Genomic DNA, 24,451 nt, shown 5'->3' with positions numbered 1-24,451 from the left:
GTTATGCCACACGCGTCAATTCTGCGCCCATCCAATCATTCGGCAGACAAATCCTGGACTGCCGTATATCATGCGCCCAGGGCCGCCGCAGGCCGCCCAACGCTTCTGCAACAGCAAGGCCAGATTGTATCCCATCTTCATGAAAACCGTACCCAAAATAGCTGCCGCAAAACCAAAGACGATTTTGACCCTGAAGGTTCCACAGCCTGTGCTGTGCCGCAATCGCAGCGGTATCAAATAACGGATGCTCATAAGGAAAACTTCGGATCACAGTGCCTTCTTCGATCTGGATCGCCGGATTGAGGGTCACCAGATAATTTTTCTGTGCTGAAATATTTTGTAGCCTGTTCATCCAGTAAGTCATGGACAGCTGCTGTTTTTCCTGATCATCGGTAGAATGGGTCAGATAATTCCAACTGGCCCAGGCATTTTGACGTTTAGGCATAAACCGTTCATCACTGTGCAAGACGGCCAGGTTCTTTTCATATTTGAAAGAGCCAAGTATTTTTTGCTGCATCTGGCTGGGCTCGCTGATCATTGAAAGTGCCTGATCTGCATGGGTCGCAATCACCACGTCATCAAACCGTTGAACCGAGCCGTTTCGCGATTGGACCATCACACCGGACCGTTCGGGATGAATGCTTTCAACCGCCGTGTTGAGTTTGATTTTATCGCCCAATATTTTCGCGACTTTATTTACATATTGTTGGCTGCCCTGCTGGACGGTTCGCCATTCAGGTCGGTCTTTCAGTTGAAGAAGCCCATGATTTTGACAAAATCTGATGAAGGTTGCTGCCGGATAATTCATCATATCACTGGCCGGCGTCGACCAGATCGCAGCCCCCATAGGCAGCAGATGGTTATCAATCAATTCCCGACTGTACCCACCTTTTTTCAGAAAATCTCCAAGCGTTATGAACTGTGTCTGTTCGGCCGTAAAAATTTCTGGAGCTTCCTTGTAAAACCGTCTGATCTCCATCAGCATTTTCCAGAATGACGGACTTAGAAGATTGGATTTCTGCGCAAACAAGCCGCCGACTGACGTTCCTGAATATTCCAGCGCCCCATCCCCCATCGATACACTGAACGACATTTCTGTGGGATCTGTATCGATCTGCAATTCTCTGAAAAAATTAACAAGGTTGGGGTAGTTTTTCGTATTATATACGATGAAACCAGTGTCGATATTATGTCCATCGGCAGAGACAGTGTTGCTATGACCCCCCAGGCGATCGTCTTTTTCCAACAGCGTCACATCATGTTTTTTTGCTAAAAGCCACGCAGCGGACAACCCTGAAATCCCGCTCCCTATCACTGCAATTTTTTTCATGCCGATGCTCTCATAAAGTTATTCTATCCTCCTTCTACGGGTTTCTATACACTTTAGATCACAATTTTAATTGCTCTGCTGATCCAGTTCTAATTTGTCTGCGTATACAGATTATACAGAAGCGGTAAGGAAGAGCTGGTGGGACAACCTAATCGAACAGTATCGATTGACGACACGAAGCGAGGGACAATGGCAAATAACGCCACCCCAAACGATCTGAACGATGATCTGACGGCAATCGCTCGTTTACAGGATCAAAAGGCCTATCACCGTCTTTTCCATTCCATCGCTCCTCGGCTCAAGTCTTTCTTGTTGTCGCAGGGCGTCATGGAAAATAATGCAGAAGAAATTCTGCAGGAAACAATGTTGAAGGTTTGGCAGAAAGCCCGACTTTTCGACAGTAGCAAAGCCTCCGCTTCTACATGGATTTATACGATTGCCCGGAATGTGAAGATCGATCGGATACGGAAGGATTTACGACCTGAACCAGATCCCCATGATCCAAGTTACATTCCGGACAGCCCCGAAACCGGGGAACAATCGGTAAGCCGCAAACAAGAGGGCAACATTATTCGGAAGGCCGTTGCGAAATTGCCGCCGGAACAGATAAGGATCATTACAATGTCTTTTTACGAAGACAAATCCCATGCGGAAATTGCAGAGGCCTTGAATTTGCCTCTTGGGACAGTCAAATCGCGCATTCGACTGGCTTTTGGTAAAATACGGAACGAATTAGACGGTGTTTCATGAATACGATTAAACATCATATCGGCGATGATACGCTCATGGCCTATGTAAATGGCACATTGACAGAAACGATTTCTGTCGTTGTGGCTACCCATCTGGCGCTTTGCCCGGAATGCCGAAAAAATATGCAGTTAATGGAAGACATTGCAGCATTGTATCTGTTGGATTCTGAGCCAAGTGACGTGATAAGCACGCCGCCCTCCGTTGACATGCTGGAACAGGAAGACCCGTCGGCAGATCTGTCCTTTGCATCAGAGTATGTAGATAAGGGAGTTCCTGCACCGCTGGCAAGCCAGTTGCCTGTGCATCTGGAAGATATCCCGTGGAAAAAACTCATTCCCGGCGTTAGCCATTATCCTTTGTCAGTATCAAATGGCAGCCGCAAAAAAGGAGTTCTCAGGCTTCTGAAAATCTCACCGGGCACCCCTATACCGGAGCATAGCCATACAGGTCAGGAAATCACGATGATCCTGAAAGGGTCCTATATTGACGAACTCGGACGATTTCAGTTCGGTGATATTGCGGACCTTGACAGTGCAATCACCCATCAACCGGTTGCCGATACTGACAAAGATTGTATCTGCCTGATTGCGACGGATGCACCGTTGAAATTTTCTGGGTTCTTCAGCAAGCTTTTACAACCGCTGGTCGGAATATAACCAACGCCGGCGATCAGAAAACCGTCTGTAATCTGAACCTGTCACCAATTTACCAGACCCTGTTCCAAATTTCTTGAATTCTGATTACTGGCTGTTTATATGTCGGTTATAGGATTATTGAGGTTTTCTGAGTTGGCGTTGACCGAGTTGAAAAAAAGCACGTTTAAAAAGGCAATGGCTTTGCTGTTGGCGACGCTGTTTGTGTTTGACCTGTCTTTGTCCGACAGCTTTGCATCAATGGATCACCAAACAGATCCTGCCTCTGCAACACTCTCTCAGCAACAAGAAGAGAATTCTTCCCATCACGGATCAACAGCGCATTTTGACAATTGCGGGATGGTTGTTTGTACGAATGTCTTACTGCCCGTATCCGTGCAAATGACCTCCGTTCTTTCGTCAAACCACAAATTCTTTACCGTAGAGAATAAACTCAATTCTCGCGAGACAGGGCCGCTGCCCTACCCTCCACGATCATAAACTAGATTTGTCTTTATCGGATTGAGCCCCGGCGTTTCCACGCACGGTCGTTCTTTCCGTTCCATTTCTAATTTTTATATCGATAAACATATCTGAAACTGAGAGACAAAGTTGTCTGCTCAACTGAAGATATGTGTTTGAGGGATACCCTTATGAAAATCAAACACACATATTTGAACACCCTTTCAACAGCGACTCTTTTGGCCATGCTTACCTTTGGGAGCGGTCTGGCGGTGGCGTCCGGAACCCATAATGATGACCAACATGATGGCGGCAAGGCACCGAAAATCGGTAAGGCAGGGTCTGCCGCGGATGTGACCCGCGAAATAACCGTGATCATGCGGGATAATTATTACGAACCTGAAGAGATCAACATCAAAAAGGGTGAGACTGTCCGTTTTAAAGTCGTGAATACCGGTGACTTCGTTCATGAATTTAATATCGGAACTGCCGCAATGCATTCGAAGCATCAGGAAGAAATGAGGATGATGATGGAACATGGTGCATTGGAAGCGGACAAAATAAACCGTGACATGATGAAAATGGACATGGGCAATGGCAAAACGATGGATCATGACGATCCAAACAGTGTGCTGGTAGAGCCTGGGAAATCTGATGAGGTTATCTGGACCTTTTCGGAAAAGACCAACCTTGAATTTGCGTGCAACATACCCGGTCACTACGAGTCCGGAATGCTTGGAAAAATGCAGATCAAATAAGGCCGCAGGCACTCCTCCTAACCGGGGAGTGCCCTCTTTTCCATAATGAGGAAGTCCAATGAAATTTCATTTCGAAAAAAGCGTGGCTCTGGCCGTAACGGCCCTGCTCTCTGCCGTTTTGGCAAGCCCGGCAGCCGCCGAAACCTATAACCTGAGCGTTGATCGGGTCACCATTAATACCGGCGAGTTTGTAAAAGAAGGCATCGGTTATAATGGGGCCTCTCCCGGTCCGGTTTTAACCTTCAAGGAAGGGGAAGAAGTCACCATCAATGTGACCAATAACCTGACGGAAAAAACCTCCATTCACTGGCATGGTTTAATTTTGCCCTACCAGATGGATGGGGTTCCGGAAATCAGCTATCCGGGTATCGCCCCCGGGGAAACCTTCACCTATAAATTCCCGATCGTCCAATCCGGGACCTACTGGTTTCACAGTCATTCCGGTTTTCAGGAGCCCGATGGCGCCTATGGGGCAATTGTAATCACCCCCAAAGATCGGGAACCTTTCCGGTATGATCGGGATTATGTTGTTCAATTCACGGACAAACATCCCCATTCAGGCGATCGGATCATGCGCAATCTTAAAATGATGCCCGATTACTATAATCGCAAGCAACAGACCGTGGGGGATTTCTTCAAGGATGCCACAGAAAACGGCCTCGAAAAAACACTTAAGGACCGCATGGCGTGGGGAAGCATGCGCATGATGCCAACCGATATTGAAGACCTGCAAGGCTTTACGCCACTGATCAATGGAAAGGGCCCCGATCAGAACTGGACGGGATTGTTTAAACCCGCAGACCGGATCCGCCTGCGTTTGATCAATTCATCTGCCATGACCTATTTCGACGTGCGTATTCCAGGGCTCACCATGACAGTGGTCGCCGCCGACGGAAACCCCGTGCAACCTGTTAAAGTTGACGAACTTCGGATCGGTGTCGCGGAAACATATGACGTCATCGTCCGTCCGATGGACGACAAGGCCTATACCCTGTTTGCGGAAAGTATGGGGCGTACAGCCTATGCACGGGGCACCCTTGCCCCTCGGCCAGGCATGACCGCCCCTATTCCAGAAATGCGAGAAGATCCCTTGCTGACCATGGCCGATATGGGCATGGATCACAGCAATATGGCTGGCATGGACCATTCTAACATGACGTCCATGAAACAGGACAATATGGCAGGCATGGACCATTCCAAAATGACGTCCATGAAACAGGACAATATGGCAGGCATGGATCATTCCAACATGACGTCCATGAAGCAGGGCAATATGGCAGGCATGGATCATTCCAACATGACGTCCAAGCCTGATAAGGAGGACCCGTTTTATGCGTCTGGCAGTGGATTGACGCCAAAAGCGGCAAACGGCGGGAAGTTCCTGTCTTATGCCGATCTCAAAGCACAGAAACCACTTTATGAGGATCGAGAAGCCACGCGTGAAATTGAACTCAGATTAACCGGAAATATGGAGCGGTATATCTGGTCGATAAATGGCGTGAAATATGACGATGCCGAACCAATCCGCCTGCAATATGGTGAACGGGTACGGTTTAAATTTGTCAATGAAACCATGATGACCCACCCAATGCACTTGCATGGCATGTGGAGCATATTGGATGTAGGCGCCGGTAAGTGGGATCCGGTCAAGCACACGATTAGTGTGGCACCCGGAACAACAGTTTATTCTGAAACTGAAGTCGATGCGGAAGGTCAGTGGGCGTTTCACTGTCATCTTTCCTATCACGCAGCCAGCGGCATGTTTCGTAAAATTGAGGTAATCGGCGGTCCAGACAATGCGGCGCCCTCTTCTTCCGACAAGGAGGCCGTTCAATGATCCGCTTTCTTTTAACCCCGGCGTTAAATGCTTTCTTTGTCTTTCTATTCGTAATCGGCCTGGCCCGCGCGGAAGAGCCCTATTATGGCGTTCAATTGGAAACGCTTGAATTTCGGGCATCCGACGACGGCGATACTCTTCTGGTTTGGGATGGCGATGCTTTTTATGGCAACGATAGCCTGAAAATTCGGTGGGAAAGTAATGGTGAATATGACCTTGAGAAAGACATTCTGGAAGCTGCGACCAACCAGGTAACCCTGCAAACGCCCATTGCAGATTTCTGGGACCTGAAAGGCGGTGTCCGAATTGATAGTCCTCAGGGCCCGGATCGACTGTTTGGCGTGATCGGCGTTGTAGGGCTCGCCCCGCAGTGGTTTGAGGTGGATGCAGACCTGTATCTTAGTGAAAAAGGCGACGTTTCAATGAGTCTGGACATCGAGTATGAGCTGTTGCTGACCAACTCTCTGATCCTGACCCCATCGGCTGAACTTTCAGGCGCGTTTTCCAGTGACCGTGAAATCAATTCCGGATCTGGTTTCAATCGCGCCGAACTGGGCGTCAGATTAAGTTACGATGTCTGGGATCACGCCCTCTCTCCTTATGTGGGCGTGGTTTACGAGCGAACCTTTGGCCAGACAGCAGACTGGGCCAAAGAAGAAGGGGAAAAAGCAGGAGCATGGCAATTTGTTCTTGGAACCAAGTTTATGTTCTAATCCCTACCCAACAGCAGTTGAGGCGAACGGACTGCCTCAACTGCCCAACCGGACATCACCCTTTCAACAGAATATAACCGCAAGTCAGGTATTTGATTTCGTGATACCAAAATCACGATTAGACATTATTCTTTTTGGTCAAACTTCAGTAGTCTCTGGTTGGATTTACTTCTGAACCAGCAAAATTTCAGAAGTTACTGGCCGCATTTCCCATAAAATCACAACCGGAAAATGCCCAGCAAATTAAATGGGAGAGATCAAACATGAAACAAACTGCAAAAAGAGCGTATGGCGTTGTCCTTGCCTCAGCCCTCGCTTTGGGAAGCCTTACCGCGGCAACATCAGCGATGGCAAAAGAATTTCGGTTGGGCCTGATCACGCCACCCCCGCATACCTGGACAAAGGCGGCGAACGCTTTTGGTGATGAGCTGAAAGAAGCGAGTGGCGGTAAGCATTCCGTTGCCGTTTTCCCATCACGTCAGCTCGGCAATGAAGCACAGATGATCCAGATGCTGCAATCTGGAAGCCTTGATATGGCGTTCCTGACGATTGCAGAAGTCTCCAACAGAGTGCCTGATTTCGGCGCTTTTTACGCCCCCTATCTTGCCAAAGACATTCAGAGCGCCGCCCGGATATTGCGCAGCGATGCCGCGAAAGATCTGTTGAAAACCCTGCCTAAAAAAGTCGGGGTTGTTGGCGTCGGTTACGGGATGGCGGGCCTTCGTCAAATCGTCTCGCGGGATGAGGTTTCCTCCGCTGATGACCTGAAAGGCAAAAAGCTGCGGATCACGCCATTTGAGCCAATCAAGGATTTCTACAATGCGGTCGGCGTTGCCCCAACACCAATGCCATTGCCCGCCGTGTATGATGCGCTTGCCAATGGTCAGGTCGATGCAATCGATATGGATGTAGAACTGATCATCAAACTAAAATATTACGACCACGCCAAAACCATTGTGGAATCAAATCATATGATGTTCCCCATGGTGGGTCTGGTGTCGGCCAAAGTATGGAAAAACCTGTCAAAAGAAGAACGCGCACAGATTTCTGACCTGATGGGCAAACATCTGGATGGCGTGATCAATACATATACAGAACTGGAAGGTCCCTGGCTGGCCAAAATGAACGCGCTGGATGTAAAGGTAATCAAAGCGGGTCCGGCATTTTTCACCAGTGCGATCGCAGACTGGGAAAAAATCTGGGGCGATAAGGCGCCTGCGCTTAAAAAATTGAGGGAAGCTGCGCAATAAGCAGCATATTCTTCAAACTGTAACTGTGTTTATACTGGGAGAACTCGCTTCTCCCAGTTTGTTTTTGAGGATCCGTTTATGTTCATCAGCCGCATGTCAGACAGTTTGCTTAAACTGGAAAGCGCTGCCCTGAAATTTTTAATGGCCAGTTTACTGGGCCTGATCCTTTTGAACGTTGTTACCCGATCCTTTTCCTATGCCCTTTACTGGGTCGATGAATCCGCGATCTATTGCATGATCTGGGTTGTTTTTACCGGCGCCTCGGTTGCCATTCGAAAACGGCATCGCATTGCCGTTACCCTGATCTTTGATACGGTCTCGCCCAAGACGCGACATTTTCTAAACATTGTCATCGATGGCATCATCCTGTGTTTTTCGGCCTTTATGCTATGGCTTATCTGGAGTTGGTATGATCCCGTTGGATTGACGAATTCTGGCTTTGATTTCGAGGCTTTCTCGGCAGATAGCTTCAACTTCATATATGATGAACCAACCAATACAATCGGCCTTAAAAAATTCTGGATTTGGCTGATCCTGCCGCTCTCCTTCACCACAATTTTCATACATGCCCTTGCCAACCTGACAGACTCGCTGGCCAACCGCGAAACAATGCCAGATCGCACGACAACAGGAGGAATTGACTAAATGATTTTAGCGCTCTTTATAATTCTTCTGTTGATCGGTCTGCCTATCGCCATTGTCGTCATGACAACAGCCATCGGGTATATCCTCAATTCCGGAAATTTCGGCCTGTTCGACTCTTTACCCCAGCAACTGTTTGGCGGTATCGAAAGCTATGGCCTGCTGGCCATTCCGCTGTTCATGCTGGCTGGCGAATTCATGAACGAAGGGGGATTGACCAAACGGCTGGTGGCTATGGCATCCGTCTTTGTCAGTGGGTTCAAGGGCGGCCTTGCCTATGTAAATCTGATTGCCAATATGATGATGGCGTCCATCATGGGATCCGCTGTTGCACAAATCGCCGTTATGTCCAACGTCATGGTCCCTGAAATGGAGAAAAAAGGCTATGATCGGGCCTATGCAGGGGCTTTGACCGCCGCAGGTGGCCTGATGTCCCCGATTATTCCGCCGTCCATGCTGTTTGTGATTTATGGCGTTCTGGCCCAAATCCCCATCGGCGATATGTTTATTGCCGGTGTCGTGCCGGGCCTGATGATGGGTACCGGCTTCATCCTTGTGGTCGCCCTGCTCGGCTTTAAATATAACTATCCAAAATCCGCAAAGATTACGTTAAGCGAAGCCCGATCCGATCTGTTAATGGGCCTGCCATCACTGATTATTCCCGTCGTCATTATCGGTGGCATTTTACTGGGCATTGCCACACCAACAGAATCCGCCTCGATCGCCGTGGTGGCCGCCCTTGTGATCGGCAAATATGTCTATAAAGAGTTGCAGTTCAGAAATTTTGGAACCCTGCTGTTCAATACGGCCCTCAATTCGTCAGCTGTCATTTTTATGGTCGCCGGGGCGAACCTGCTGGGCTGGGCGTTGATATTTGAACAGCTACCGCAAACAGTTGCCGCCTGGCTTGCCGCACTCAGTGACGATCCACTGGTTTTTCTTTTGTTGGTCAATCTGGCCTTGCTGCTGGTCGGTATGGTTATTGACGGTATCGCGGCGCTGGTCATGGTCGTCCCGATCCTGCTGCCCATTGCCGTCAATGTTTATGGGATCGACCCTTATCATTTTGGCGTGATTGTCTGTCTTAATCTGGTGCTCGGCCTGCTTACCCCTCCAGTGGGAAGTGGCCTGTTTGTTGCAGCCTCCATGTCGCGCGTGCCACCAACCGCGATATTCAAAGCCCTGCTTCCCTTCCTTGCCATGTCCATGTTCATTCTTTTGCTGTTGATCTGGCAACCCTGGCTGGTTACCGCGCTGCAAAAAGCGCTGTAATTGGTGATATAATCAGCAGGCCCCCGGGCTTTTTTGCTTGGCCCCTATGGATACCCATTAAAAAAGGCCATTCCGGAACCGGGAATGGCCTTTTTCTGGAACGATCAACGTTCACATGTCAGGTTTTGACCCAACCATCCGGCGGGCTTCCTTTGCCCGGATGAAGTGCCCCGCAATGAGGGCATGTTCTGGCATCAATATCCTTGTGAAATGCGTCATAGATATCCGGTAGCTGCTCTACAATACCCGTCGGTGACGTCAAGGTTGCTTCAATCCGGTGAACAAGCCCCTCACATTCAAAGCAATACCACTGAAACGCTTCCTTCATGCCAAACATGCGCGGGCTTTCCACCACAATACCGATTGAACCCGGTTCAGGTCGCTGCGGTGCATGAACCACGTGAGACGGCAGGAAGAAAACCTCCCCTTCGCGGATCGGCACATCATAGATTTTGCCATTATCAGCGATTTTCAACACCATATTACCGCGATACTGGTAAAACCATTCTTCAACAGGATCATCATGAAAATCGACCCGTGTGTTTGGCCCTCCGACAACCATGACAATCATACCTGTGTCAGTGTGCAGCATTTTATTAGCAACAGGGGGTTTCAACAGATGTTCATTTTCCTCAACCCATTTTGCAAAGTTGAAGGCCTTTAAAGAAGGGTGGTCCACTTCTATCTCCCGGTTTCTCTGTCTGCCCTGCTCATTTTCAGTGATCAGGGATCAATTCCAGTAAAATTTAAAGCAGCGGGTGACCCCTCGGCAAGTGAATTAACTTGAACTGGATATTCCATTTTTATATAACAGGCCATGATGAAACCTGGCCGGCATTTTAATATCGTCGAACGCATTGCAACGCGTCTCAAACTCAAACAATTGCGGTTATTGGTCGCCATTGCCGAGAATGCGAGCATTTTACACGCGGCAACCTCCCTGAATATTTCCCAACCGGCCGCGACCAAGCTGCTGAAAGATCTTGAAGAAGATTTTGGGGTTAAATTATTCGAACGATCAAACCGCGGGGCTATTCCCACCAAATATGGGGAAGCCCTGACCCGGCATGGAAAGCTTATTTTATCGCAGATTTCCCAAGCCGCACAGGAATTGGATGACCTTGCAGAGGGAACCGGTGGCCGGGTTGTTGTGGGCACCCTGCTGGCGGCATCCGCCCATTTGCTTCCTGCCGCTGTTGAAATGTTACGCAAAGAGCGCCCCAATGTTTCCATCGTTATCAAAGAAGGCACAAACGATCTGCTTATTCCTGCGCTGTTGACCGGCGATATCGATATTGTGGTCGGCAGACTGCCGGAAATCAGATTTCGTAAAGATGTCCTGCAGGAACCACTGTTTGAAGAACAAGTGTCAATCATTGCGCGAAAAGAACATCCACTGACCCAAATGCAAAAGATCCGGCATGCAGATCTGCTGGATTGGGACTGGATCCTCCCCCCACGGGAGACAACCATGCGCCGCCAGCTGGAAGAAGAGTTTCTGAAAATGGAACTGTCGCCGCCTGTGGATGGTGTTGAGTCTGTTTCTTTGCTTACCAACAAACGGATCATCAGCCGGACGGATATGCTCACCGTGCTGCCATATCACGTTATTGCAGAAGACGTGGAACGAGGCACCCTTGTCTCACTGCCGTTCAAATTCAAGACCGTTCGCGGTCCTGTAGGGATTTCCTATCGGCGCAATGCAACCCTATCGCCTGCGGCGGCAGCCTTTGCAGATAAACTGCGCGAGATCGCGCTGCTTATTCAGCAGGAAACCATCTGATTTATCCAATCTGGACTGGCGCTTCGCGCTGTTCAATAAAGCGGACCACACTCATTGCCGTCAAGGCTGATGATTTGTCATTTTTTGGCAGTGGTTCTCCCTCAATGGTAAAAGTGAAGCGGCCAAATGCCCCTTCAGCCTCAACCTGATGGCAGTTTTTCTGGATCCCCGGATCTGCGATCAGTTTGACCTCTGTCTGATCAAGACCGATCCCCGCCAGTGCGATTGTCGCTGCCACATTTGCATTTTTTGGATATCGAAGCGCCGCTTCCCGCGCTGTTCCTTCAAAATGAACGGCGGCTTCTGTTAAACTCTCCAGTGCGACAACGTCTTCGGCTGCCGTTCCGCGCCACCCCGCCACAGGCTTGCGCCCAGTATAAACTACCCTCGTCAATCCCCCGGCAGACGCCGCCGCCAGCGCATCCATACCACCAACGGCCCCTGACAATAGATGAAGTTTCGAGCCTGCTCGCCGGGCGGAGGCTTCGAGCTGGTCTTTCATGTTTTGATCTGCCAGAAGACCGTTGGAGACTGTGACCAAATCCAGACCGCGGGACAGAATATCAGGTCCAAATTGCCGGAGAGCGCCATGCCCTGCGCAGTCCACAACAAATGAAAGATCGTCTGATAACGCCTGAACATCCGTCACTGGGATTACCGCTGTTCCCAGCGCTTGACGGGCCGCATCCTCCCGACCTGACCGGCAAAGAACCTGCGTAATCTGAACCTCTGACCGATCCCGCAATTGATCCGCCACATATCCAGCGATTGTCCCGTAGCCAATGAGAGCAATTTTAAGCATGCGGTCTGTCCCCTTTTCCTGTTGTCATTTGGTCTTTGTTATAAGCAGCGACCCGGCCGGTTTTAGTATATAATTTTGTTATACCTAATTACACTATTTTGAATTGTTTTGATATCAAAGCCGTGTATTTTTTAACGGATGCCGGTCTTGGAGGACCGTGAATTATGATGTCAATACAGCCCATTACGGTTTCGAGCCCCTTATGATCCTGCGCCAGCCTTCTCACGCCAACTCTACGCAAATAGAGCCCCAGAGAGTGTCCATCGGACAACCCGTCAAGCGGATCGAAGATGCACGGCTGGTGCGTGGGGAAGGCTGTTATGCCGATGATGTGACCCCAGAAAACTGCCTGCATGTTAAATTTCTGCGCAGTTCCTATCCCAGCGGCAGGATTACAGACCTTCAGATCGATGGCGCTTTATCCGCCCCCGGTGTCAAAGCCGTTTTTACAGCCGATGATACCCGGCATATTGCAGGATTGTCGGTCAACCCGATCATCAAAAATGCCAAACAAACCCACTATCCCCTGCTTGCGGACAAACGGGTCATGGCGGTTGGCCAGCCGATTGTCGCGGTGATCGCACAAACTGCTTTGCAGGCAACCGATGCCCTTGAACTGATCTATCTTGAAATCGAAGAAGAAGACACGGTTCTTGGTCACTCAGACCCAGAACAAAGCCGGCCTCTATTTTCAGAATTTACCGACAACATTGCCTTTGAGGAAAATTGGCGATCAGACAATTGGACGACGGATGCCGTCCCGGCCCAACAATCTGTCAGCCTTGACATCCAGCATCCAAGAGTGGCGCCTTCTGCCTTGGAGCCCAGAAGCATCACGGTCCAATGGGAGACAGCATCTGACACTTTATCTGTGTGGATTGCATCTCAAACGCCGCATCGCGCGCGAACCGATCTTTCTGAAATTCTGGACCATGATCTGGACAGCATCCAAGTAATATCACGGGATGTGGGCGGCGCGTTCGGGATGAAGGCGTCCCTGTATCCTGAAGAAATCCTCACCGTCTGGGCTGCCAAAAGACTTGGACAATCCACCAAATGGACATCAACCCGCGGCGAAGATCTCCAGTCTGCCAGTCATGGCAGAGGTATTCGGACCCGCGCAACATTGGGCCTGCGTTCTGACGGGACATTCGTTAGTTTACAAGCTGAGGCCCTTGCCCCTCTTGGACATTGGTTGACCTATAGCGCAACAGTACCCGCGTGGAATGCCGTGCGGATATTACCCGGCCCCTATGATATTGATCGCGTGGATCTAACGACGAAAGGAGCCCTTTCCAACACGGCCCCCGTTGGGATTTACCGAGGTGCAGGTCGGCCGGAAGCCGCAATGATCATGGAACGGCTGATTGATGAGGCGGCCTATAAGCTGGGACGCGATCCGTTAGACCTGCGGCTTCAAAATCTGCTCAGCGCTGAAGCCCTGCCCCATGTCTCGGTCAGCGGACGTAAGCTGGATACGGGGGATTACCCCGCGGCTCTCACCCATCTGTCAGAATTTGCAGACTATCCTGCCTTACGGGAACGGCAGAAAAAACGTCGGGCAGAAGGCCGGATTTTTGGCATTGGTCTGGCCTGTTATGTGGAACCTTCGGGTGTTGGGTGGGAAACGGCCCATATTAAATTGACCAAAGACGGCCATTTGATAGCGGCCACCGGGACCAGCAGTCAGGGTCATGGCCGCGAAACCGCGTTCAGTCAAATTGTCAGTGATGTATTCGCCGCTCCGCTGGACAAAATTACCCTCGAACATGGCGACAGTCGCACCTGCCCATCTGGCGTCGGCGCATTGGCCAGCAGGTCCACCGGAATAGGTGGTAGTGCGCTTCTGGGATGCGCTGAAAAACTGCTGGCGCAGCTTAAAGCCCTCCTTGCCCGATCCCTGCAAATGGACGAGTCCAGCATTTCGCTGGATGATCGCGGTCACTTTGTGCTGGAAGACACTGGCCAAAGCTGGTCACTGGCGCAACTTGCCAACCTGGCAGAAAACCCTTCGCAACTGGAAGCCGATTACAGGTTTGAATCCGACGGAGAAGCCTGGGGATATGGAAGTTACCTTGCGACCGTTGAGATTGTTGCCGAAACCGGCGAGATGACCATTGAAGATATATTTTGTGTCGATGACGCGGGCAGGCTGGTTAACCCCATGCTGGTGCACGGACAAATCGTTGGCGGTATTGCCCAAGGGATTGGCGAAGCAACCCTTGAAGAAATCGTTTACGACGAAGACGGCCAGCTTCTAACCGGCTCCTTGATGGACTACGGCTTACCCCGTGCCGATCTCATGCCCAACATCCATATTTCAAACACCCAGACCCCGTCCACCTGCAATAGCCTGGGGGCAAAAGGGGTCGGAGAGGCTGGAACCATTGGTGCACCTGCCGCAATTATGAACGCTGCTTTGGATGCCTTGCGGCCGTTCGGTGTTACCGATCTGACAATGCCCCTGACCAGTGAAAAAATCTGGCGCGCCCTGAAACGCGCACAACACGGAGACAAAATCCCATGAAATATACCAAATCAGACGCAAAAGCCTATGCCCGCCAGAACATGAAGGGCATCTGGGCGGCGGCCCTGACCCCTTTTAAGGCCGATGGCAGTATCGATGAAGACGCGTTCCAGAACAATATTTGCCATTGGGTGGAGGATCTGGACATCGAAGGATTGTTTATCGCTGGCAAGCAGGGTGAATTTTTCTCGATGACCCTGGAAGAAAGAAAGCGCACGTTTGATCTGGCCGTGGCAGCAACCAATGGACGGGCAGGAACCATCATGTCCTGCTCAGACCAGAATATGGATGTGGTTCTGGATCTGGCCCAGCATGCACAGGAAAATGGCGCGGACTATATTGTGGTTCATGCCCCCATCCTGCATTTCGTCAAGGATCAGGACGAAATCGTCTATAACTATTACAAATATATCAGCGACCGGGTCGATATTGGTATTGCCATGTGGAGCCACCCTGACAGTGGGTATCTGATGAGCCCGGAACTCTGCAACCGCATTGCTGATCTTCCTAATATCATTGCTATTAAATACAGCGTTCCGCGGGATATGTATGTTGAGCTCAGCAAGCTTGCGGGTGACAAAATCCTTGTCAGCACGGCATCAGAAGAAGAATGGCTCGACAATATTATCGAATTGAACTGGCAGCTTTACCTTTGTTCCTCGCCGCCATACCTTCTTCAAACCAAGAACGATCGCCGGATGCATGACTACACGCAGTTGGCCTTTGCCGGCAAATTTGAGGAAGCCCGCAAAGTCCGCGACAGTCTGAATCCGGTGCGAGATGCGCTTAAAAATACCCGCCCCGGCGGTAAACCGCAGTCCCATCAGAAATACTGGCAGGATCTTCTGGGTCAGACAGGCGGCTTTGTTCGCCGACCGATGATCGAACTGACCGAAGATGAAAAAACAGCGACCCGAACCGCTTTCGAGCAGTGTGGATTAAAACGTTAAGGACCTTTTTCCAATGGAAATGTCAGAAGAATATCTGCTGCCAGCCCCTCGTGAAGCGGTCTGGCAGGCACTAAATGACGCGGAAATTCTTAAATCCTGTATTCCCGGATGTCAGGAACTTGAGAAGCTTTCAGACACGGAATTCACCGCCGTTGTAACCGCCAAAATCGGCCCGGTAAAAGCAAAATTCAAGGGCGCCGTAGAGCTTTGCGATCTGTGTCCTCCAGACTCTTATCGGATCACCGGTCAGGGAAGTGGCGGGATAGCCGGATTTGCCAAAGGGGATGCAACGGTCATCCTCGCCGATGCCGAGGATGGAAAAACTCTTCTCAAATATCAGGTAAATGCGGCTATTGGCGGAAAGCTTGCACAGCTGGGCCAGCGACTTGTGGCCTCCACCTCCAGGAAAATGGCCACTCAGTTTTTCAACAGCTTTGAAGAACAGTTTCACCAAGAGACTGCCTTGGAAAACGCCGATGGATGAGGATCCGTCAAGCCCGATTTCCATGACCGTCAATACGGTAAAGGTCAAGGCAGAGGTTAGCGATCGAATGCTTTTGTCGGACTTCATCCGTCAATATCTGAACCTCACAGGAACCCATGTGGGATGTGATACGTCGCAGTGCGGTGCCTGTGTTGTTCACCTGAACGGTCATGCAGTAAAATCCTGTTCCCTTTTAGCCCAGCAGGCCGACGGCGCGACACTCACCACCATCGAAGGCATTGGCTCAGAGGCAAACCCGCACCCTATGCAAAAAGCCTTTCAGGAAAAACACGGACTTCAATGCGGGTTTTGTACCCCGGGCATGATCATGACAGCACTGGATATCTGCAACCGTCATCCCGGCCCGCTGGACGATGGGATTATCAAAGAAGAACTGGAGGGGAATATCTGCAGATGCACCGGTTACCTTTCAATTATCGAAGCAATTAAATGCGGCACGGATCAACACAAAAACACAGATCGCGAAACCTGAAATGTATGCAACACACTACCATCGCCCTGCGACCTTGAACGACGCCGAAACAGTGTTGGCGCAACGGGATGATCCACAAATTCTGGCAGGCGGCCAGACCCTTATCCCAACCCTGAAACAACGGCTTGCTGCACCAACTGACCTTATTGATCTTCGGCATATCCCTGACCTTTCTTTCATTCGGGACAAGGGCGACAGGATCGAAATTGGCGCCATGACGCTTCATCGGGAGGTTGCGGCTTCATCGATCATCCGTCAATATTTACCCGGCCTTGCGTTTCTGGCTGGTAAAATCGGGGATCCGCTCATCCGCAATATGGGAACCCTCGGCGGGTCAATCGCGAACAATGATCCTGCCGCGGATTATCCGGCGGGCCTGTTAGGGTCAGGTGCTACGGTTCACACCAACAAACGTACCCTTCATGCAGACGATTTTTTTGAAGATCTGTTTGAAACGGCCCTGCAGGATACTGAAATTGTCACCTCTGTCAGTTTTCCAAAACCAGCCTTTTGCGGCTACCGAAAATTTGCCAATCCCATATCCCGCTATGCCCTGGTCGGGGTTTTTCTTGCAAGATTCGGCGACGCCAGGGTCCGAATAGCTGTAACCGGGGCCGGTAGCAACGGTGTTTTCAGGCTTACCGAAGCCGAAGAAAGGTTAGCCGGAACCTTCAGCATTAAGGCGCTGAAAGATTTCGCACCCAGCCCGGATAATCTGATGAGCGACCTACACGGACAGGCCGATTACAGGGCGCATCTGATTAAATCGCTCACACAGAAACTTGTTTGCGCCGCCAGGTAACACCAACCGCTAATAATGACACCGCATTGGTCATCCTGCGAAGGAGGCCGCCTTGATTGAGGCTTCAAAGGCCAGACTTCCAATGGTTTCCCATTCTTTGCGCAGCAATAGTTCTTTTGGCGCAATCCAGGTTCCGCCAATCGCCATCACATTAGGCAATGTCAGATATTGTTCCATATTATCATACCGGATGCCCCCTGTCGGGCAAAAGGACACATCCTGAACAGGCCCGCCCACGGATTTGATAAAGGACGTACCGCCAACCACTTCGGCAGGGAACAGCTTTTGTTCCTTAAATCCAGCGTCGCGCAAGGCCATCACCTCACTGGCCGTCGCGGCACCGGGCAAAAACGGCAGATCTGACTGCTTCAGGCTGTCCAGCAATTCGTGGGTCATCCCGGGGGACACACCAAAAACAGCCCCTGCTTTTCGGGCCGCTGCCAGATCATCTGCACCGAGGATCGTTCCTGCACCAACAATGGCGCCTTCGACCTCGTTACAGATCCGTTCTATCGCACCGAGGGCCGTCTGCGTACGCAAGGTAATCTCCAAAACCGGCAATCCGTTCTCTACAAGGCAGTGGGCAAGAGGCACGGCCGTATCCAGATCATCGATCACCAACACCGGTATGACTTTTGCCGCACCGATCAGTTTAGAAACTTGAGTACGCATCCTTCTGGTCCATTTCTTTTTTCGTTGAAATCAGCGTGGCCTTCAGCCCGCCTGTTGCCGTTTAGTCCCTCACTCCAAATTCTGACGGAAGACCCGCCAGAACGCTACCCTTTTTCTGACTAAAGAAATATGGTCATCAGTGTAACGATCAAGGCAAGAAAAAACCCGGCAAATTGCCGGGTTCATCTTCATCCTTGCCGGTCCGGCTATCCGGCTCGAACCTGCTTGAGGAAACGGTCGACTTCTTCCTGAAGGTTTCCTGCCTCCTGGGCCAGTTTCTGGGCGACACCCTGAACTTCCGTCGCAGAGCTTCCCGTTTTACTGGCTGTCTCGTTCACCGTGTTGATATTTTCAGACACTTCATTCGCGCTGTCCGCTGCTTTTTGAACACTGCGGCTGATTTCGTTGGTCGCCGCCCCTTGCTCTTCCACAGCAGCCGAAATTGTGGTGTTGATTTCACTGATCCGGCTGATCGTTGAACTGATCCCGCCAATTGCAAGAACAGCGTTTCCTGTTTCCTGCTGAACGGATTTGATCTGACTGGTGATTTCTTCCGTTGCCTTTGCGGTCTGTGTTGCCAGATTTTTCACTTCACTCGCAACCACGGCAAAGCCTTTACCCGCATCTCCTGCGCGGGCCGCTTCGATCGTCGCGTTCAACGCCAGAAGGTTGGTTTGCTCGGCAATATCACTGATCAATTCGACAACATCCCCGATTTTGGCAGCCGCTTCATTCAGACTTGTTATCATAACGTTGGAGCGCTCTGCTTCGGTTACCGCGTCCCCGGCAATTGACGCTGCCTGCCCAACCTGTTGACTGATTTCCGAAATCGACGAAGTCAATTCTTCGGCAGCCGAGGCAACAGCATTAATACTGCTGCTGGAAATCTGTGACGCAGACGCGACCGTCTGTGTCAGGGAGGATGTCTGTTCTGCGGATCCACTCATGGAACCGGAGATCGTGTTCATATCGGTTGTTGCGGCAGAGAAGCTTTCCACCAGATGTTTAACACTGCCTTCAAATTCGTCCGCCAATCGATTGAGCTCTTCAACCTTCTTGGCTTCCGCTTCTTCTGTCAGGCGTTCTTTTTCTTCGTTCAGGCGTCGATCATTTTCGATCTGCTCCTGACGTTGCTGTTCCTTCTCAGCTTCGCGGCGAACGCGCTCCTGCTCTTCCTGAATACGGGCGGCTTTAGCCTCCCGCGCAGAATCCCGGAAGCCCACAATGGCAAAGCCAAGGCGCGCAATCTCGTCATTCCCCTCGCGGTAGATACTGGATTCCAGATCTCCCTCGGACAACTTACGGGCTGAATCAACCATCATCAGAAGACGTTTCACAATATTGCGGGCAATATAGAACCAGGCGATCGCGATCGCGACCAAAACAGAAATCAACGCAGCCACCGCCAGGGAAACCTTGGTGTTTTCTGCCAGAACGTGATTTTCCTCATTCACCTGCTGAATATCACTTTCAATGGACGCAACAAATGCATTTACATTCTTTGTCAGGGTTTCAGCAAGATCCCGACTTTTTGCCAGTATTTCTTCTGCATTTTTTGCCGCACCTAATTCTCTGATCCGGATGGTAAAAATGACTTCCTCATCGGAACCACGGGATCCAATTGTCAAAAGATTTTCAAAAAGTTCATCAAACTTGGCGACAAATTTCTTGTTCTTCTCGGTACCAATTTTTGACAGCGGGGTTGCCATACTGGAAATAGACGACAGGAATTGCGTCATCAGTTTCTCGACTGTTTCAGGATTTTCAGCCAAAGCCCCTTCAGCCAGCAGGCTGATCAGCAGATAACCGGATGACTGAACACGGAAAACGGCTTCCTGACCGGTCATGGCTTCCGTGGCTGCCTGCTTTAAGGGCTCGGTATCATATTCGGGCTGTTTGCCGGTCAATGCGGTTTCAATGGATTCTTCAAGCAACTCTTCCCACCCATCGGCCGCATTGAATAACTTCATACGGGTTGGGAACAGCAGGGATCCAATACCTTTGTCCAGAATACTGCGAAATTCTTCCAGTTGCTTCAGTTTTTCTTTTCGAAGCTCTGCAAAATAGAGCCGGCCTTTCACGCTACCATCCAGATTTTCCAGTAGCGGCTCCAATTGCAGCAGGTTTTGAGAAATAGCTCGCAGAGAGTCATTGTCTTCAATGAAGCCGTTCAATTCCCCCAGCCGTGAATTTGCCTGTGCAATGGCGGCATTCAGGGTCACCACGACCTGCTGACGTTCCTGATCTGATGAAACTGAACCCAGGCGAGGTGCAATAGCAGAAATTTCTGTGGCATCATTTGCAAGCTTCAAAGCCAACGCTATCGACGGAATATCATGCTTGGCCGTTTTATCCTGCGCATTTGTCAGAACATCAAGGCTAAACCAGCCAAAAATACTAATCAGCACGGTTAGGAGCGTAACTGCAGAAAAGGCAGCAACCAACCGATATCCAATGCCGAATTTTGTATAAACCGGCTTACCAGTGGATGCCTGTTTCTTTTTCATTTTTGAATTTTGAAACAAGTTTTTTAATTTCGTAAGCATATTCGTTACCCATTTCCCCCACACGTCGTCACGACCGACTCTTATAATGATTTCGTGATATTAATGGGGGAGGGTTAAATTTCTCTAAAATTGTAGAAAGAGAGATTTTCGACTATTCTGGCGGCCGGTTCCGTGGCTATTTCAACTGATCCAGATAGTATCGAACGCAATCCTGAACGCGCCGAAAACGATCGCCGCCCAGCTTAACCCCACCGTACCAACGCGTGACTATGATCATGTGATCCTGCAAGGCAGCCCCTTCCAGCATTTGCAGAATAATCCGGCCCGCGCCGCCTTCCCCATCATCATTTTTAACAGGTCCCTCTTCAGACAGAAGAACGGCCCAGCTATTATGGGTTGCCTTGGCAAATTTTTTGTCTTTCTTTAAAGACTTCAACATTTGCCGGGCTTCCTGACGGCTTTTTACAGGCACACCAGAGACGGCGTATTTAGAGCCTCTATCGGAAAGGACATTGCTAAAGATGTTCATATACTCTGCCTGGTAAAATGAATGTCAGACCATTTTTTAACGGAAAAGCCCTCAGGAAAGAACCTCTCACCGGTTTATTTTCGCCTTCCTGTGCGCACCGCTTCTGTCTCAGGCATTGAAATTTATGCCGGTTACGGCTAAGGATCAGTCTAAAGGTCCCGCTTGAAGGCCAACATTGATACCACTATTACCAACTGGATACAGAATGACCATTTACCTCCACCACGGTGACTTACCGGCGAATATTGATCTTGGAAACGAGATTGCGGTTGATTCAGAGACCATGGGCCTTCTGCCGCATCGCGACCGCCTCTGTCTGGTACAGCTCTCGGCCGGGGATGGAGATGCTCATCTGGTCAAATTTGATGGCAAGACTTATGACGCACCCAATCTTGCCAAACAACTGGCAGATCCGGAACGGACCAAACTCTTTCATTTTGGCCGTTTTGATATTGCGGTTATTCAAAAGTATCTGGGGGTTACCTGTCGCCCGGTTTACTGCACCAAGATCGCATCGCGTCTGGTCCGGACCTATACTGACCGCCACGGCCTGAAAAATCTGTGCCAGGAACTGATCAATGTTGATATTTCCAAGCAGCAGCAAAGTTCTGACTGGGGCGCCGCAGAACTGACACTGGCGCAGCAGGAATATGCCGCATCAGACGTTTTGTACCTTCATCAGTTGCGCGATAAATTAAACATCATGCTGGAACGTGAAGGCCGGACAGAATTGGCTCAGGAATGCTTTGACTTTTTGCCTGTACGCGCCGAACTGGATCTGGTGGGCTGGGATGAGACAGATATCTTCGCCCATTCATGAACCCAGCCGGTTCATGTAACTGTCATTCGGAAATAGGAACCTGATAATATTGAATTATTTGCGGGCGTCCCCGCCTCTTGTTAAGGACAGGAAACTCTCCTATATTCGGAGGGAATGACCGTCATGGCGCCAGCTCATTGATAGTTTGATATTCCAAAATGGATTGAAGATCAGTATGACACTTCCAGAGGATACAAAAACGGCACGTCTGGATGACCAACGAGATCTGGTCTCTGCCCGGCGGGTTCTGCAAATTGAAGCCGATGCCATCGTGCAAATGCAACAGGCGCTGGACGGTGAGTTTATCAAGGCCCTTGATATCATCGCCAATGCCACTGGCCGTGTGATTATTTCCGGCATGGGAAAAAGCGGGCACATCGGTAAAAAAATAGCTGCCACGTTTGCATCTACTGGAACACCCTCACAGTTTGTCCATCCTGGCGAGGCCAGCCATGGCGATCTGGGCATGATTACCCGCGAAGACGTTGTTTTATGCCTGTCCAATTCAGGCGGGACAAAAGAACTGGGCGATATTATTGCCTATACAAGACGGTTTAATATCCCGCTGATCGCGATTGTTGGCAAAGCGGACAGCACACTGGGCCGGCGAAGCGATGTTGCCTTGCTGCTGCCCGATGCCCCCGAAGCCTGTTCGATTGGTCTGGCCCCCACGACATCAACAACACTCACGCTTGCCATGGGCGATGCTTTGGCGATCGCCCTGCTGGAACGCAAAGGTTTCTCTCCGGATGAGTTTCATGTTTTCCATCCGGGCGGCAAACTGGGCAGTTCTCTCATCAAGGTTGGGGATCTTATGCATCGCGGCGATGAAATGCCGTTAATTGATCAGGACACGCTCATGGATCAAGCCTTGCTGCAAATGTCTGCCAAAGGGTTTGGTTGTGTCGGTATTCTTGATCCGCAAGGGGCGCTTGCCGGTATCATTACAGACGGTGATTTACGCCGCCATATGGGAGCAGGCTTACTCACCAAGAAAGCCTGTGAGGTCATGACCACCCAGCCACAAACAACAAAACCCGGTGCCTTGGCGGCCGAAGCTTTGGCGCAAATGAACCAGACCGGTTTTAACGGGATCACCTGCCTGTTTGTGCTCGAAGGGGTGGTCCCGGTCGGTGTCCTGAGTGTCCATGACTGCCTGCGCAACGGCGTTATGTAAGAATGGAAAATATGTCCTCCCCAAATAATCAGTCCGGCGGTGGCCTTGCCCCCGAGACGGTTACACCGGTCGTGATGGAGGACATACCGGAACTTGCAAAATCTCTTCAGCATCAGGCAAAGCGATATACAAGTTTTGTTTCTGTGATGAAACTTGCGCTCCCCGCACTGGCACTTATCCTTATCGCGGTGGTGTTTCTATTGCCCAGCCTCGAAAAGGAAGAAGATGCCATCACCCTTGAATATAAAAAGGTGACCACAAGCCCGACCGAGACCCGGATGTCAAACCCGCGGTTTTTGTCTAGCGATGATGGAAACCAGCAATATGTTGTCACCGCAGACAGTGCGATACAGCCGGATATTAATTCCAAAGAGGTCGATCTGACCAATCTTCAGGCGGATATTACGCTGAAGACCGGACAATGGTTGTCCATGACTGCGCCAAGTGGGCGTCTCAACCCGGATACCGGCTATCTGGATTTACACGGCGGTATCGAGATTTTCTCTGACAACGGGAACCAGATCTACGCTGAAAGCGCTCATGTTAAGCTGCGCGAGCGGGTCATTGAAAGCAAGGAAGGCATGAAGGGGCATGGTCCTTTGGGCGAATTTGAAGCTGACAGGCTTGTGGCCAAGCAATTAAATGGTACCATTCGCTTCGAAGGCAATGTAAAAATGATTTTGTATCCGTAAGAACTGGCAACGCCGGACGAATAGATGAAACTTATGATCAGTAGAACCCTTGCAGCTTTTTTCCTGCTTTTTAGTCTGGCAGGCATCCAGAACGTCTCGGCTCAATCAGCATTGGGCGGCGGGTTTGATACCGATCAACCAATTGAAATTCTTGCAGATTCTTTGGAAGTTCAACAGGAAAAGCAGATCGCAACCTTTGAAGGAAACGTTCAGGTCATTCAAGGGGATATCCGCTTAAAAGCTGCAAAATTACTGGTATATTATTCGCAGAACGGCAAAAAAAGCTCTGCTTCTGATACAGAAAACCCACCCAACATTCGTAAAATCGATGCACTTGGCGATGTGTTTTTATCCAGCCCCCGTGAAACGGCAAAGGGCGATAAAGGCTTTTATGATGTTGTTGAAAAGAAAATTCAATTGACCGGCAATGTCGTTCTCACTCAGGGGCAAAGCGTCCTGCGCGGTCAAAAAATGACACTGGATCTTGTTTCGGGGAAAAGCCGAATTGATGGAACTGGCGGTCGTGTGCGCGGTATTTTTGTACCGCAAAAGAAACAGTAACAGACC

25 protein-coding genes are annotated in these 24,451 nt (G+C 50.2%); 19 read left to right on the top strand and 6 right to left on the bottom strand.

The annotated features are described in order from the left end of the window. Nucleotide 1 precedes the first annotated feature (1 nt). On the bottom strand, nt 2–1,330 hold the full coding sequence (locus tag OIR97_RS00615) for an NAD(P)/FAD-dependent oxidoreductase (RefSeq protein WP_169543819.1): 1,329 nt from the start codon (nt 1,328–1,330) through the stop codon (nt 2–4). A 138-nt stretch (nt 1,331–1,468) separates the two neighbouring features. On the opposite strand from OIR97_RS00615, the gene OIR97_RS00610 reads away from it, so the two are divergent. The 9 genes from OIR97_RS00610 to OIR97_RS00570 all read left to right on the top strand — a co-directional run bounded on the left by OIR97_RS00610 (nt 1,469) and on the right by OIR97_RS00570 (nt 9,646). After that, entirely contained in the window at nt 1,469–2,080 is a 612-nt protein-coding gene (locus tag OIR97_RS00610; protein WP_219821611.1) for a sigma-70 family RNA polymerase sigma factor, read from the top strand. Then, the gene (locus OIR97_RS00605; protein WP_169543818.1) at nt 2,077–2,736 is read left to right on the top strand and encodes a ChrR family anti-sigma-E factor; all 660 of its coding nucleotides are present in this window, start codon (nt 2,077–2,079) and stop codon (nt 2,734–2,736) included. Before OIR97_RS00610 ends, OIR97_RS00605 begins: the two co-directional genes overlap by 4 nt. A gap of 138 nt (nt 2,737–2,874) precedes the next feature. Then, nucleotides 2,875–3,213 carry a hypothetical protein gene (locus OIR97_RS00600; protein WP_169543817.1) on the top strand — a complete coding sequence of 113 codons (339 nt, stop codon included), beginning with the start codon at nt 2,875–2,877 and terminating at the stop codon, nt 3,211–3,213. Between the two features lie 152 nt (nt 3,214–3,365). Beyond that, the gene (locus OIR97_RS00595; protein ID WP_169543816.1) at nt 3,366–3,932 is read left to right on the top strand and encodes a cupredoxin domain-containing protein; all 567 of its coding nucleotides are present in this window, start codon (nt 3,366–3,368) and stop codon (nt 3,930–3,932) included. 58 nt (nt 3,933–3,990) lie between these two features. Then, complete coding sequence (locus tag OIR97_RS00590; RefSeq protein WP_169543815.1) at nt 3,991–5,769, top strand: copper resistance system multicopper oxidase; 1,779 nt, start codon at nt 3,991–3,993, stop codon at nt 5,767–5,769. Next, nucleotides 5,766–6,482, top strand: a complete 717-nt coding sequence (locus OIR97_RS00585) for a copper resistance protein B (RefSeq protein ID WP_169543814.1) — start codon at nt 5,766–5,768, stop codon at nt 6,480–6,482. Before OIR97_RS00590 ends, OIR97_RS00585 begins: the two co-directional genes overlap by 4 nt. Before the next feature lie 263 nt (nt 6,483–6,745). Further along, nucleotides 6,746–7,732, top strand: a complete 987-nt coding sequence (locus OIR97_RS00580; RefSeq protein ID WP_169543813.1) for a TRAP transporter substrate-binding protein — start codon at nt 6,746–6,748, stop codon at nt 7,730–7,732. Nucleotides 7,733–7,810: 78 nt separating this feature from the next. Further along, on the top strand, nt 7,811–8,377 hold the full coding sequence (locus OIR97_RS00575; protein ID WP_169543812.1) for a TRAP transporter small permease: 567 nt from the start codon (nt 7,811–7,813) through the stop codon (nt 8,375–8,377). Next, nucleotides 8,378–9,646 carry a TRAP transporter large permease gene (locus OIR97_RS00570; protein WP_169543811.1) on the top strand — a complete coding sequence of 423 codons (1,269 nt, stop codon included), beginning with the start codon at nt 8,378–8,380 and terminating at the stop codon, nt 9,644–9,646. A gap of 118 nt (nt 9,647–9,764) precedes the next feature. Here the strand turns inward: OIR97_RS00570 and OIR97_RS00565 are convergent, their stop codons facing one another. After that, complete coding sequence (locus OIR97_RS00565) at nt 9,765–10,325, bottom strand: 3-hydroxyanthranilate 3,4-dioxygenase (protein ID WP_169543810.1); 561 nt, start codon at nt 10,323–10,325, stop codon at nt 9,765–9,767. Nucleotides 10,326–10,463: 138 nt separating this feature from the next. Between OIR97_RS00565 and OIR97_RS00560 the strand changes: the two genes are divergently transcribed. Next, nucleotides 10,464–11,429: a LysR substrate-binding domain-containing protein gene (locus tag OIR97_RS00560; RefSeq protein WP_219821610.1), complete on the top strand. Its 966-nt coding sequence runs from the start codon at nt 10,464–10,466 to the stop codon at nt 11,427–11,429. A 1-nt stretch (nt 11,430) separates the two neighbouring features. On the opposite strand, the gene OIR97_RS00555 is transcribed toward OIR97_RS00560, so the two are convergent. Beyond that, a complete protein-coding gene (locus tag OIR97_RS00555) occupies nt 11,431–12,231 on the bottom strand; it encodes an aspartate dehydrogenase (protein ID WP_169543809.1) in 801 nt (266 codons plus the stop codon). Nucleotides 12,232–12,388: 157 nt separating this feature from the next. Between OIR97_RS00555 and OIR97_RS00550 the strand changes: the two genes are divergently transcribed. The 5 genes from OIR97_RS00550 to OIR97_RS00530 are packed head-to-tail and all read left to right on the top strand — an operon-like array spanning nt 12,389 to nt 17,487. Continuing rightward, nucleotides 12,389–14,758, top strand: a complete 2,370-nt coding sequence (locus OIR97_RS00550; RefSeq protein WP_219821609.1) for a xanthine dehydrogenase family protein molybdopterin-binding subunit — start codon at nt 12,389–12,391, stop codon at nt 14,756–14,758. Next, nucleotides 14,755–15,708, top strand: coding sequence for a dihydrodipicolinate synthase family protein (locus OIR97_RS00545; protein WP_169543808.1), 954 nt, complete (start codon nt 14,755–14,757; stop codon nt 15,706–15,708). Before OIR97_RS00550 ends, OIR97_RS00545 begins: the two co-directional genes overlap by 4 nt. A gap of 13 nt (nt 15,709–15,721) precedes the next feature. After that, complete coding sequence (locus OIR97_RS00540; RefSeq protein WP_267177750.1) at nt 15,722–16,192, top strand: SRPBCC family protein; 471 nt, start codon at nt 15,722–15,724, stop codon at nt 16,190–16,192. Beyond that, nucleotides 16,185–16,685: a (2Fe-2S)-binding protein gene (locus tag OIR97_RS00535; RefSeq protein ID WP_267177749.1), complete on the top strand. Its 501-nt coding sequence runs from the start codon at nt 16,185–16,187 to the stop codon at nt 16,683–16,685. Before OIR97_RS00540 ends, OIR97_RS00535 begins: the two co-directional genes overlap by 8 nt. Before the next feature lies 1 nt (nt 16,686). Continuing rightward, entirely contained in the window at nt 16,687–17,487 is an 801-nt protein-coding gene (locus OIR97_RS00530) for an FAD binding domain-containing protein (RefSeq protein WP_267177748.1), read from the top strand. A gap of 30 nt (nt 17,488–17,517) precedes the next feature. Here OIR97_RS00530 and eda read toward each other — a convergent pair whose 3' ends face one another. From eda to OIR97_RS00515, 3 genes are all read right to left on the bottom strand, one after another. Next, complete coding sequence (gene eda, locus OIR97_RS00525) at nt 17,518–18,159, bottom strand: bifunctional 4-hydroxy-2-oxoglutarate aldolase/2-dehydro-3-deoxy-phosphogluconate aldolase (protein ID WP_169543807.1); 642 nt, start codon at nt 18,157–18,159, stop codon at nt 17,518–17,520. 206 nt (nt 18,160–18,365) lie between these two features. Next, nucleotides 18,366–20,666 (bottom strand): methyl-accepting chemotaxis protein, encoded by a 2,301-nt coding sequence (locus OIR97_RS00520; protein WP_169543806.1) that lies wholly within the window; start codon nt 20,664–20,666, stop codon nt 18,366–18,368. Between the two features lie 175 nt (nt 20,667–20,841). Next, nucleotides 20,842–21,195: a YigZ family protein gene (locus tag OIR97_RS00515; protein ID WP_169543805.1), complete on the bottom strand. Its 354-nt coding sequence runs from the start codon at nt 21,193–21,195 to the stop codon at nt 20,842–20,844. Between the two features lie 205 nt (nt 21,196–21,400). Between OIR97_RS00515 and OIR97_RS00510 the strand changes: the two genes are divergently transcribed. From OIR97_RS00510 to lptA, 4 genes are all read left to right on the top strand, one after another. Then, nucleotides 21,401–22,015, top strand: coding sequence for a ribonuclease D (locus OIR97_RS00510; protein ID WP_169543804.1), 615 nt, complete (start codon nt 21,401–21,403; stop codon nt 22,013–22,015). 175 nt (nt 22,016–22,190) lie between these two features. After that, on the top strand, nt 22,191–23,192 hold the full coding sequence (locus OIR97_RS00505; protein WP_169543803.1) for a KpsF/GutQ family sugar-phosphate isomerase: 1,002 nt from the start codon (nt 22,191–22,193) through the stop codon (nt 23,190–23,192). 11 nt (nt 23,193–23,203) lie between these two features. Next, nucleotides 23,204–23,884 carry an LPS export ABC transporter periplasmic protein LptC gene (lptC, locus tag OIR97_RS00500; protein WP_169543802.1) on the top strand — a complete coding sequence of 227 codons (681 nt, stop codon included), beginning with the start codon at nt 23,204–23,206 and terminating at the stop codon, nt 23,882–23,884. Between the two features lie 24 nt (nt 23,885–23,908). Further along, nucleotides 23,909–24,445, top strand: a complete 537-nt coding sequence (gene lptA / locus OIR97_RS00495; protein ID WP_169543801.1) for a lipopolysaccharide transport periplasmic protein LptA — start codon at nt 23,909–23,911, stop codon at nt 24,443–24,445. Nucleotides 24,446–24,451: the final 6 nt, after the last annotated feature.

This window comes from Sneathiella aquimaris, assembly GCF_026409565.1.
GTDB lineage: Bacteria > Pseudomonadota > Alphaproteobacteria > Sneathiellales > Sneathiellaceae > Sneathiella > Sneathiella aquimaris.
Note: the sequence above shows the minus strand (reverse complement) of the source record. Positions and strands in the feature narration are given on the sequence as shown.

Bases quoted from the DNA above. Each gene is read 5' to 3' on its own strand.
- OIR97_RS00535 (WP_267177749.1), top strand. From the start codon at position 16,185: ATGGATGAGGATCCGTCAAGCCCGATTTCCATGACCGTCAATACGGTA.
- eda (WP_169543807.1), bottom strand. From the start codon at position 18,159: ATGCGTACTCAAGTTTCTAAACTGATCGGTGCGGCAAAAGTCATACCG.
- OIR97_RS00615 (WP_169543819.1), bottom strand. From the start codon at position 1,330: ATGAAAAAAATTGCAGTGATAGGGAGCGGGATTTCAGGGTTGTCCGCT.
- OIR97_RS00575 (WP_169543812.1), top strand. From the start codon at position 7,811: ATGTTCATCAGCCGCATGTCAGACAGTTTGCTTAAACTGGAAAGCGCT.
- OIR97_RS00560 (WP_219821610.1), top strand. From the start codon at position 10,464: ATGATGAAACCTGGCCGGCATTTTAATATCGTCGAACGCATTGCAACG.
- OIR97_RS00570 (WP_169543811.1), top strand. From the start codon at position 8,378: ATGATTTTAGCGCTCTTTATAATTCTTCTGTTGATCGGTCTGCCTATC.
- OIR97_RS00505 (WP_169543803.1), top strand. From the start codon at position 22,191: ATGACACTTCCAGAGGATACAAAAACGGCACGTCTGGATGACCAACGA.
- lptA (WP_169543801.1), top strand. From the start codon at position 23,909: ATGAAACTTATGATCAGTAGAACCCTTGCAGCTTTTTTCCTGCTTTTT.
- OIR97_RS00585 (WP_169543814.1), top strand. From the start codon at position 5,766: ATGATCCGCTTTCTTTTAACCCCGGCGTTAAATGCTTTCTTTGTCTTT.
- OIR97_RS00530 (WP_267177748.1), top strand. From the start codon at position 16,687: ATGTATGCAACACACTACCATCGCCCTGCGACCTTGAACGACGCCGAA.
- lptC (WP_169543802.1), top strand. From the start codon at position 23,204: ATGTCCTCCCCAAATAATCAGTCCGGCGGTGGCCTTGCCCCCGAGACG.
- OIR97_RS00605 (WP_169543818.1), top strand. From the start codon at position 2,077: ATGAATACGATTAAACATCATATCGGCGATGATACGCTCATGGCCTAT.
- OIR97_RS00590 (WP_169543815.1), top strand. From the start codon at position 3,991: ATGAAATTTCATTTCGAAAAAAGCGTGGCTCTGGCCGTAACGGCCCTG.
- OIR97_RS00515 (WP_169543805.1), bottom strand. From the start codon at position 21,195: ATGAACATCTTTAGCAATGTCCTTTCCGATAGAGGCTCTAAATACGCC.
- OIR97_RS00545 (WP_169543808.1), top strand. From the start codon at position 14,755: ATGAAATATACCAAATCAGACGCAAAAGCCTATGCCCGCCAGAACATG.
- OIR97_RS00520 (WP_169543806.1), bottom strand. From the start codon at position 20,666: ATGAAAAAGAAACAGGCATCCACTGGTAAGCCGGTTTATACAAAATTC.
- OIR97_RS00595 (WP_169543816.1), top strand. From the start codon at position 3,366: ATGAAAATCAAACACACATATTTGAACACCCTTTCAACAGCGACTCTT.
- OIR97_RS00580 (WP_169543813.1), top strand. From the start codon at position 6,746: ATGAAACAAACTGCAAAAAGAGCGTATGGCGTTGTCCTTGCCTCAGCC.
- OIR97_RS00540 (WP_267177750.1), top strand. From the start codon at position 15,722: ATGGAAATGTCAGAAGAATATCTGCTGCCAGCCCCTCGTGAAGCGGTC.
- OIR97_RS00510 (WP_169543804.1), top strand. From the start codon at position 21,401: ATGACCATTTACCTCCACCACGGTGACTTACCGGCGAATATTGATCTT.
- OIR97_RS00555 (WP_169543809.1), bottom strand. From the start codon at position 12,231: ATGCTTAAAATTGCTCTCATTGGCTACGGGACAATCGCTGGATATGTG.